The following is a 9,802-nucleotide window of genomic DNA, read 5'->3' as shown; positions in this document are numbered from 1 at the left end:
TACTGGTATCGCCATTACCCTGGCGATGGCATCGTCGTGCTCGACGCTCTCACCTACGCCGGGAACGTGGCGACGCTCGAACCGATGCTGTCGCGCAAAGCGATCGCATTTGTGCAGGGCGATATTAACGACCGTGCTCTCGTCGAACGCCTTCTTCACGAACACGACATCGACACCGTCGTGCACTTCGCCGCCGAGTCGCATGTGGACCGCTCTATTGTCGACCCGGACGCGTTTGTGCGCACGAACGTGCTGGGCACGCAGGCCTTGCTCTCGGCGTGCCGCACCGCATGGTACAGTGAGGGCAAGTGGCGCGAGGGCACGCGCTTCCATCACGTGTCCACTGACGAAGTGTACGGGTCGCTCGCACCCGATGAGCCGGCGTTCAGTGAAACCACACCGTACGCGCCAAGTTCGCCGTACGCGGCGAGTAAGGCCGGCGCCGACCACCTCGTGCGTGCCTTTGTACACACGTACGGGATGCCGGCAACGATCAGCAACTGTTCGAACAACTACGGCCCGTTTCACTTCCCTGAAAAGCTCATTCCGCTCACTATCGTGAATGCGCTGCACGGGAAGCCGCTGCCGATATACGGCGATGGACTTCAGGTGCGGGACTGGCTGTACGTGGAAGACCACTGCGTGGCGATCGACCGCATCATCTCGACCGGTCAGCCCGGCACCACGTTCAACGTGGGCGGCCGGGCCGAACACGTGAACATCGACATCGTGCGCCGTCTCTGTCGTGAGCTGGACCACCAATTCGCAGGTTCGTCGGCGCTCGCCGCCCGCTTCCCGGACTGTCCGGCCGCGAAAGGCGCCGCGTGTGAGTCGCTCATTACGTACGTGAAGGATCGCGCCGGGCACGATCGTCGCTACGCTATCGACCCGTCCCGTATCGCCGGCACCCTGGGCTTCGAGCCGGCGGAAACACTGGCGACCGGACTGGCGCGCACCGTGGATTGGTATCTGTCGAACGAACCATGGTGGCGTGCTGTGATGGATGGCTCGTATCGTGAGTGGGTGCAGAAGCAGTACAGCGAACGGTGACCTGCCGAATCAGCTGAGCGACCCCGGGTGCCCGGTGGCGTAAAAGCAATCGCAAACCTGCGTTTTGACGTCAAACCACTCGGGCGGGTTAAAACGCTGATCCACCAGGTGCACTACTTCCGAATGCTATCCTTCCGCGCCCGTGGGAACTTCTCGCTGAGCTGATCCGTGTACTGACGCTCCCCCGCTCCCACGTAAATCTGACGAGGGCGCGCAATCTTCTGCTCCTTGTCGAGAATCATCTCTTCCCACTGCGCCATCCAGCCCGACACACGAGCCACGGCGAACAGTACGGTGAAGAAGTCCGTGGGGAATGCCATGGAGCGGTAGATCAGCCCCGTGTAGAAGTCGACGTTCGGGTACAGCTTTCGGGCAATGAAATAGTCGTCCGAAAGCGCAATGCGCTCGAGCTCGAGCGCGATCTCCAGATCTTTGTCCATCCCAACCTGCGCGAACACTTCATCGGCCAGCTTCTTCACGATGCGGGCACGCGGATCGTAGCTCTTGTACACGCGGTGACCGAAGCCCATGAGGCGATGTTCGCCCTTGCCGCTCTTCACCGACTCGATGAACGCCGGGATGTTCTTCTTGTCGCCGATGTCGCTGATCATCCGTAGCACGGCTTCGTTTGCGCCGCCATGCAGCGGGCCGAACAGCGCCGCGATGCCGCCGGCCACGGCTGAAAACGGATCTACACCACTCGACCCGATGGCACGCACCGCGATGGTGCTGCAATTCTGTCCGTGATAGGCATGGAGAATGAACAGCACTTCCAGTGCCTTCACGAACACCGGATTGGCTTCGTACTTGGGCTCCGACATGCGTGCGATCATCGACAGGAAGTTCTCGGTGTAGCCAAGATCGTTGTCGGGATAGATGAACGGCAGCCCCTTCACGTGGCGATACGCGAACGCGGCGATCGTGGGCAGCTTCGCCATGAGGCGAATCATCGAGATGTAGCGCTGCTGCGGGTCGTGAATGTCGCGCGCCTGCGGATAGAAGCTGGAAAGTGCGGCGGTTGCGCTGCACATCATCGACATCGGGTGCGCGTCGTAACGGAACCCTTCCAGGAACTTCCGGATGTTTTCGTGCACGTACGTGTGGTACGTGATGTCGTGCACCCACGTGTCGTACTGCGGCTGATTGGGCAGCTCGCCGTGACGCAACAGGTACGCTACTTCCAGAAACGTCGCGTTCTCGGCGAGCTGTTCGATGGGGTATCCGCGATAACGGAGGATGCCCTTGTCACCGTCGATGAACGTGATCGCGCTCCGGCACGACGCCGTGTTCATGAAGGCGGGATCGTAGCTCAGCATGCCGAACTCGCCCGCGTCGCGCTTCACCGCGCGCAGGTCCATGGCGCGAATGTAGGTGTCGCCTTCCGGACCTTCGGTTCGGATGGTGGCGGCGTACGCTTTCTCGGTTCGCGTATCGCGAAGCTCGAGCGTGTCCTGCGCTGACGGGGCTTCCGTGTTCGACTGGCTCATCGCTGCAAACTCCTGAGGGGCACTACCGCAAAAAGTGGGTAACGGAAACTACAATGAGGGAAGATCAATCGTGAACTGCACACGTGTTCCCACGGGCTGCAAACTCTCGACAACCAGATCGCTGCCAAGGTCCGCCAGTAGCCGCCGGCAAATGCCAAGGCCAAGCCCCGATCCCGAAAAGGCACCCGACGAAAACGGCCCATCCCACACCGGCCCCTCCAGCGACGCGACCACCTCGCTCGGCATCCCGCGGCCGCTATCGTCAACCTGAAAGCAGATGGAAGAGGCGTTCAATGCGGTCGCGGTCAGCGTCACCGTGCCATTGTTCGTGTACTTGAGCGCGTTCGTGATGAGGTTGAGCAGTACGCGATGCAGGATCGCGGGTTGGCCGAGTCGTTTGTCGGTACTCGGCCCGCTGCACCGCAACACCAATCCCTTCTCCTCGGCCATCGGCTGCACCACCTGACAGACCGACCGCAGCACGTCGCCAATTGAAAACGACACCGGCGCAGTGGTCGCCAACGCCGACGTGCCCCGAGCAAAGTCGAGCGCATCGTTGGTCATGGCGGCCAGGTCGAACGCCGCGCCGTACAGGAGCCCAAGCTGGCGCTCCTGTGTCGGCGTGACTGGTCCAGCGTGGCCAGCCCTCAGTCGCTCCACCAGCACCAGCATCGAGCTCAGCGGCGAGCGCATGTCGTGGGTCACCCCAATCAGAAGGGCGAGCGCATCATGATCGACGATCCGCGTGCCTTCGGCCGTAGCTTCGTGCAAATGCGCATCGGGGAGGTGTAATGCCGCCGCACCCTGCGCCACGAGCGCCGCGATCGCCTCGGGGCTTACATCGGGACGTGCGTCGTTGGCGGACGCGTCCTCCTGCATCTCGTTTGCTTCTGCCCGCGTCAATCGGCGGCCCCCGAGTTCACGTCGCGCCGGAACCCATGCTTCTCCATGAGGCGGTACAGCGTGGTGCGATCGATACCTGCCAGTCGCGCCGCCTTCGACATGTTGCCGCCGGCTCGCGCGGTGAGGCGCGACAGATATGCCTTCTCGAAATGCGTGATCAGGTTGTCCTTGGCCGTGTGAAACGCCTCGTTCATGATGGCCACGGGCAGCGTCGTGTCCTCACCTGCAACCGGCGCCTCGTCGTACACGGGAATGTCTGCCGGCTCGATGGGCCTACCAGCCTCGGCAATTACGGCCACGTGCTCGATCACATTCTGTAGTTCGCGCACGTTGCCGCGCCACGGACGGGACTGCAGAAACATCAAGGTGTCGGCCGTGAGCGCCGGTGGCGGACCACTGGCGCGGTGGCGTTCCCACGAGCGCTTCAAGAAAAACTCGGCCAGCAGCGGGATGTCTTCCAAGCGTTTGCGCAGGGGCGGCAGCTTAATCGGCACAACTCGCAGCCTGTAAAAGAGATCTTCTCGCAGCAGTCCCTGCTGCACCGCTTCCTGTGGGTCGCGATTGGTGGCCGAAATGAAGCGTACGTCCACCACGGCATCCTGCGTTTCACTGCCCAGTCGGCGCACCACGCCGTCCTGCAGCACGCGGAGCAGCTTGGCCTGGAGAGGCATGGTCATTTCGGTGAGCTCATCCAGAAACAGCGTGCTCCCGTTGGCCACTTCCAGCAGTCCGGCCTTGTCGCGATCGGCGCCCGTGAAGGCACCCTTGCGATAGCCGAACATTTCCGATTCCAGCAGGTTGTCGGGAAGCGCCGCGCAGTTGAGCGGCACCAGCTTGCGCGCGGTGCGGCGGCTGTGCTGGTGAATGAACTGCGCGATCATTTCCTTACCCGTGCCGCTCTCGCCGCTGATCATCACCGAGGCGTCGGTGGCGGCGACCTTCTGGGCTAGTTCCACCGCCTTTTTAAAGGAGGGCGATACGCCCAGCAGCGCCATCGGTTCGCCGGCGCCGTTCTGGGTAACCAGCGACGGCTTGATCTCCTTGGTGTTGTTGGTGCTGGTGGCGGCGTGGGCCGCTCGGCCGATCAGTACTTGGAGATGGGAGGCGGAGAACGGTTTGGGTAGGTAGTCCCAAGCTCCGGCTCGCAGCGCTTCGATACTGCTGGTCACGCTCGGATTACCGGTCATCACCACCACGATTACGCCCTTGTGCGCCTCAACAGCGGACTTGAGGATTTCCATCCCGGAGATCGGGGTCATGTAGAGGTCCACCAGCACCAGATCGAACTTGCGCCGCCGAACCAGATCGACCGCCTCTTCGCCACGCCCGGTGGCGGTGACCGCATGGCCGTCCATCTTTAACACCGACACGCAACCTTCGCGGAGCGTCCGATCATCGTCGACGACGAGGATGCGGAGCCCCGTTCCTTTATCTGGAATGGATGCAGAGCTGCTTTCGGTGAGGAATGGATCAGTCATTGCGTATGGCGTCGAACAGTGGGACCATCTAGCGGCACGAGCGTGTCGAGCGGGATCGAACGTTTCACAGCAGGCACCAAAGTCGCGTACCCGGAGCAGCAAATACGGTGTGGTTTATCACCGATGGTTCATACTACGGTGGTGCAATCATCCAACGAGTCCGATGCTGCGGGGAAACGGTTTTCGTCAAAACAAGCTACGCGACCGTTCTTTGTCGCTCAGGTTCGTGCAAATATGGTGATGAATCTCTACAGTCAAGCTATTTTCGTGGACTGATCTCGACAGTCATCGTGTCACGACCGCCACAGAAGCAAAAAGGTTACAACCCGTGTGGCGGGCGCGCATCATTGCATGGTGTGGTTTCAGCGCACAGTGTTGCGCGCGAGATTCATAGGCCGTCAATAGCCAGACATTTGTCAGTCTCCAGCCCGTATTCTCAATGTCCGGACAGCAGATCCAGCCCGTAACGACGCGCGAAAGCGCGCTCGACAATTTTCAGGACGGCGCGCCACCAGCGGATTGGGGTGGCGGGCAGGAGGCTGCCGCGGAGCCGAAAGGGCCGAGCCTGGCGCGGTACGTCGGGGCAGTCGGCCGCTTCAAGTGGTTGATTGTCCTCTTCGGCCTTCTTGGCGGTGCCGGCGGCTACACGGCCACCAAGTACATCGAGCCCGAGTACGAGGTGAAGGCGACGATCACCCTCGAACAGGGCACGGGCACGAATCGGGATGGCGGGAATTCTCGAGGTCCGATTCAGGCGGAAGAGTTGCTGAAGGCGTCCGGGTGGCAGGATCTGCTGCGATCCTTCGTGATTGCCGACCCCGTAGTGAACGATCTGGCGCTGTTCGTTACGCCGAAACGCGAGGCGGACAGCACCATGTTCCGCGCGTTTCGTGTGGCGCCGAATCAGCAACGGCTCAAGCCCGGCACTTATGTTCTTACGGTGTCGGGCACGACATACTCGCTTTCTCTCAGTCCGGGCCTGGAAGTAGAGAAAGGGTTTTTGGGTGACTCCATCGGCCGTGCGGCGGGATTCCTGTGGCAGCCGGCGGCTCGCTCATTGGCCGGCCGTAATGACATCGAATTCGATGTGCAGACGCCTCGTGAAGCGTCGGGCGCGCTGATCAAGAAGCTGCGTCTCAGTCTCCAGGATGGAAGCTCGTTTCTCTTTTTGAGCCTGACCGGCGCGAACGCGCAGCGGACTGCCGCGACCCTCAACGCCTGGGTCGAGCAGTTCGTGGTGGTTGCCACAGCGCTCAAGAAGAAGCGAATCACCTCGGTGGCGGCAATTCTCGAAGGCCAAACTCAGTATGCCGCGGAAAACCTCTCGAGCGCGGAGAATGCTCTCGAGAGTTTCCGCGTGCGCACCGTGACCGAGCCCAACGAACGTCAGTCGATCGCCCCCGGCATCGAGATGACCAACAGCCCGGTGTTCGAGAATTATTTTCGCGACCAGATCCTGGCCGATAGCTACAAGCGAGATCGTCAGGCGCTCGAGGGAATTCTGGCCAAGAGTCGTCAGAGTGGCGGGGTGATCACTCGCGAAGCGGTGCTGTCCATTCCGAGTGTCAATACCGATCCCGCCGCCGAGAACTTACGTCGCGTATTGGCGGATTTTGCCGACCGTGAGTTGATTCTTCGAAAGTTGCGCGAAAGCTTTACCGACGAACTGCCTCGCGTACAGAATGAAATCGCCGCCTTGGCGTCGCTGCGCAGCTCGATCCCGTCGGTGCTCGAATCGTATCTCGCGCAACTCAAGCTTCGCGAGCAGACGCTCGTGAGCACGATCGATCAAAGCAGCAAAGATCTTCGCAAGATTCCCACGCGTACCATCGAGGAGCAGCGGCTCAAGCGTCAGGTCGAGGTGAGTGAGCAGCTGTATAGGAGCCTCAACATCAAGGCCGCCGAGGCCAAGCTGGCCGAAGCCGCGACGATTCCCGACGTCAGTGTGCTCGATCCGGCAGTCGCACCGCTCAAACCCACGCGTAACACGGCGCCGGTCATCATTCTTGGAGCGATCGGTGCAGCGTTGGGGCTGGGGATATTTCTGGCGATCCTGCTCGATCAGGTCGACAAGCGTTTCCGCTACCCGGAGCAGGCCACCGACGACCTTGGATTGTTCATTCTGGGTGTCGTGCCCATGATCGACATCAAGGGTAAGCGTAAGTCAGCAGACGAAGCGTCGCAGGTGGTGGAAGCGTTCCGCACCATTCGTATGAACGTGCGCTACGCGGCGGACCCGTCGCGCCCGCTGGCCCTGACGATTACGAGCCCCGGGCCGAACGACGGCAAGTCGCTGATCTCGTCGAATCTGGCGCTGTCGTTTGCCGAGTCTGGTGCGCGAACGCTGCTTATTGACGGCGACATTCGGCGCGGCGAGCTGGCCAAGACATTTGGTACACAGTCGAGACCTGGCCTTGTGGAATACCTCGATGGCACCGCGTTGATTGCGGAAGTGCTGCATCCTGCCACCGCGCATCCGAACCTTACCGTTATGCCGGCGGGTGCGCGTCGTAAGCGCGCTCCGGAGCTGTTGGCCACACCAAGACTGCAGCAGCTGATCAACCAGATGTCGGCGGAATACGACGTGGTCATTGTGGACTCGCCGCCGCTGGGTGCCGGCTTCGATGCCTATGCGTTGGCCACCGCGACGGGCAATATGGCGCTCGTGCTGCGTGTCGGTACCACCGATCGCAAGATGGCCGCTGCCAAGATGGCGACGGTGGACACGCTCCCCGTTCGCGTGATGGGTGCCGTGCTGAACGGGATCAAGTTGACCGGCGTGTATGAGTACTACTCGTACTATCAGGAGTACGCCTCACAGGACGAGGAGCCGGTTGCGCGTATTTCTGATGGGTCTTCTCGGTCTGAGAAGCCCCTCCCCGCCAAGATCCGCTGAGCATGCCTTACTTCTTGACAATCCCTACGCGAATGCGCGCAGCCTGTTGCACCCGTGCCGCGATGCGTGGCGTGATCTTCACAATTGCCGCCTTCAGCGCGACACCCGGTTTTGCCCAAGAGGCGCCGTTGGGAGGGGCTCAGCGGGCGACACGAGCGGCGCTTGCCGAGCGCGTCGCGCAGCTCGAGCAGGAATCAGGCTCGGGGCGTCTTTCCGGATCAGCCAGGAATCGGGCGACCTCGGAGCTCGCAGCAGTTCGTATGCGCTTGCAGCAAGGTGACTTCCGTGTGGGCGATCGCTTCGTGATCACACTGAGGCAAGATTCGGTGCGGTCGGATACGGCGTCTGTTCGGGACAGCCTCAAGGTCTCTGTTGTGAACTTGCCCGACGTCTCGCTGGCTGGAGTTCTTCGTGCGGAGTTGGACGAACGGATGACCGCGCATGTGGCGAGGTATTTGCGTGGCGTATCAGTCCGAACGAGTGTGCTCACGCGCGTTGCGATTTTGGGAGCAGTTCGGATGCCTGGCTTTTATTATGTGTCTCCTGACAGACCAGTCAGCGACGTCATAATGATCGCCGGCGGGCCTGTGGAGTTGGCCAACCTGAATGAGTTCGAGATCAGTCGGGGGTCGACCAAGCTCGTAAAGGCGAAAGACTCGAAGCGGGTGATCAAGGAAGGGCGGACACTGGAACAGCTCGATGTACAGTCGGGCGACGAGGTACGGATTCCGTCCAGAAAGAAGATCAATTGGCAGTTGTTCATTCAGAGCTTGCTCCTTGTTTCGACGCTTTTATTTGCCGGTCTTCAGTTTTTGCAGTGGTATTACGGTCGTCAGAATCAATAGGTACTCACCGATGGACATGGACTTGCACGCTTCGATTATCCCCTTCTCGACCGGTTCGCGTGCAGCGCCTCGGCGTACACGTGCGACTCCGGTGGAGTCGGTGTCGCGCGTAAGTACGGGCCCTTCCGTTGACTTCGATCGTGCGGTGGTGAGCGCGACGGGTCCGCAAGACGATTTCGAGCCGCGTCCACGATCAGAGACCGTCTCGCGCATTTTCAATTGCACCATCGCCGTGCTCATGCTGATCGTGGCGTCGCCGATCATGATGCTTACCGTCATCATGATCCGCCTCACGTCGCGCGGTCCGGCGCTCTATACGCAGATTCGCGTCGGCATCGATCGCCGCTGGAACCGCACTCGGGCTTTGCACGAGCGCCGTCGTGAAGACCTCGGCGGCAGCCCGTTCACGATCTTCAAGTTCCGCTCGATGCGCGTGGACGCCGAAGTCAACGGACAGGCAGTCTGGGCCACGAAAGACGACGACCGCGTGACGCCCATTGGGAAGTTCATGCGCAAGACGCGCATCGATGAGTTGCCGCAGCTGCTGAATGTGATCCGCGGCGACATGAATATCGTTGGTCCCCGCCCCGAGCGTCCGTCTATTTTCGTGCGTCTGCGTGAACAGATCGACGAGTATCCGGTTCGCCAGCGTGTGAAGCCCGGCATCACCGGACTGGCGCAGGTGTCGAATCCGTACGACTCGTGTCTCGACGACGTGCGTCGCAAGGTGTATTTCGATATCCAGTATATGAAGCGGCAGTCGCTTGGCGAAGACATCCGCATCATGCTACGAACAATTCCGGTGATGCTGTTCCGGATTGGTTCGCAGTGACGGCGCGAAGATAGGGACTGTACTACTGCCGCCTAGCGGCTCAACAGCGGGCCAGCTTCTCGAGCTGGCCCGCTGTCGTTTCCTCCCGTTATTGCTGCGCGTCTTAGATGAGTAGTTCTTGTTTCGAGGCCGTCCGAATGACGCGCCGCGAACGCGCCTTGGTCGGACCTTTGCAAGCGAAACGATGCACTCAGAATCTCCACTCTTGGTTGATCACAGAACACACCTGCTCTCGAAGATCCACGACCGCACCGCCGTCATCGGCGTGATTGGTCTGGGCTACGTCGGGTTGCCGCTCGCGATGGAGTTCG

General features: G+C 60.9%; 7 protein-coding genes. 4 read left to right on the top strand and 3 right to left on the bottom strand.

Annotation, left to right across the window (positions count from 1 at the left end):
- A partial coding sequence (gene rfbB / locus ACESNG_RS06240; RefSeq protein WP_373068247.1) for a dTDP-glucose 4,6-dehydratase occupies positions 1-1,050 on the top strand: 1,050 nt, incomplete at its 5' end.
- 113 nt (positions 1,051-1,163) lie between these two features.
- Here the strand turns inward: rfbB and ACESNG_RS06235 are convergent.
- Genes ACESNG_RS06235 through ACESNG_RS06225 form a run of 3 tightly spaced genes read right to left on the bottom strand, consistent with a single transcriptional unit; the run spans position 1,164 to position 4,918 of the window.
- A complete protein-coding gene (locus ACESNG_RS06235) occupies positions 1,164-2,537 on the bottom strand; it encodes a citrate synthase (protein WP_373068245.1) in 1,374 nt (457 codons plus the stop codon).
- 48 nt (positions 2,538-2,585) lie between these two features.
- Complete coding sequence (locus tag ACESNG_RS06230) at positions 2,586-3,416, bottom strand: sensor histidine kinase (RefSeq protein WP_373058770.1); 831 nt, start codon at positions 3,414-3,416, stop codon at positions 2,586-2,588.
- 20 nt (positions 3,417-3,436) lie between these two features.
- Entirely contained in the window at positions 3,437-4,918 is a 1,482-nt protein-coding gene (locus tag ACESNG_RS06225; RefSeq protein ID WP_373068243.1) for a sigma-54-dependent transcriptional regulator, read from the bottom strand.
- 439 nt (positions 4,919-5,357) lie between these two features.
- Here ACESNG_RS06225 and ACESNG_RS06220 point away from each other — a divergent pair, with 439 nt between their 5' ends.
- From ACESNG_RS06220 to ACESNG_RS06210, 3 genes are all read left to right on the top strand, one after another.
- On the top strand, positions 5,358-7,814 hold the full coding sequence (locus ACESNG_RS06220; protein WP_373068241.1) for a polysaccharide biosynthesis tyrosine autokinase: 2,457 nt from the start codon (positions 5,358-5,360) through the stop codon (positions 7,812-7,814).
- A gap of 62 nt (positions 7,815-7,876) precedes the next feature.
- Positions 7,877-8,659 (top strand): polysaccharide biosynthesis/export family protein, encoded by a 783-nt coding sequence (locus ACESNG_RS06215; protein WP_373068239.1) that lies wholly within the window; start codon positions 7,877-7,879, stop codon positions 8,657-8,659.
- Positions 8,660-8,807: 148 nt separating this feature from the next.
- Positions 8,808-9,491 carry a sugar transferase gene (locus tag ACESNG_RS06210; protein ID WP_373068237.1) on the top strand — a complete coding sequence of 228 codons (684 nt, stop codon included), beginning with the start codon at positions 8,808-8,810 and terminating at the stop codon, positions 9,489-9,491.
- Positions 9,492-9,802: the final 311 nt, after the last annotated feature.

Origin of the sequence: Gemmatimonas sp., assembly GCF_041689975.1 — a bacterium.
Classification (GTDB): domain Bacteria; phylum Gemmatimonadota; class Gemmatimonadetes; order Gemmatimonadales; family Gemmatimonadaceae; genus Gemmatimonas.
Note: the sequence above shows the minus strand (reverse complement) of the source record. Positions and strands in the feature narration are given on the sequence as shown.

What these genes read in the sequence shown, in the direction of transcription:
- ACESNG_RS06235 (WP_373068245.1), bottom strand. Translation starts at nt 2,537, where the DNA reads ATGAGCCAGTCGAACACGGAAGCCCCGTCAGCGCAGGACACGCTCGAG.
- ACESNG_RS06230 (WP_373058770.1), bottom strand. Translation starts at nt 3,416, where the DNA reads ATGCAGGAGGACGCGTCCGCCAACGACGCACGTCCCGATGTAAGCCCC.
- ACESNG_RS06225 (WP_373068243.1), bottom strand. Translation starts at nt 4,918, where the DNA reads ATGACTGATCCATTCCTCACCGAAAGCAGCTCTGCATCCATTCCAGAT.
- ACESNG_RS06220 (WP_373068241.1), top strand. Translation starts at nt 5,358, where the DNA reads ATGTCCGGACAGCAGATCCAGCCCGTAACGACGCGCGAAAGCGCGCTC.
- ACESNG_RS06215 (WP_373068239.1), top strand. Translation starts at nt 7,877, where the DNA reads ATGCGTGGCGTGATCTTCACAATTGCCGCCTTCAGCGCGACACCCGGT.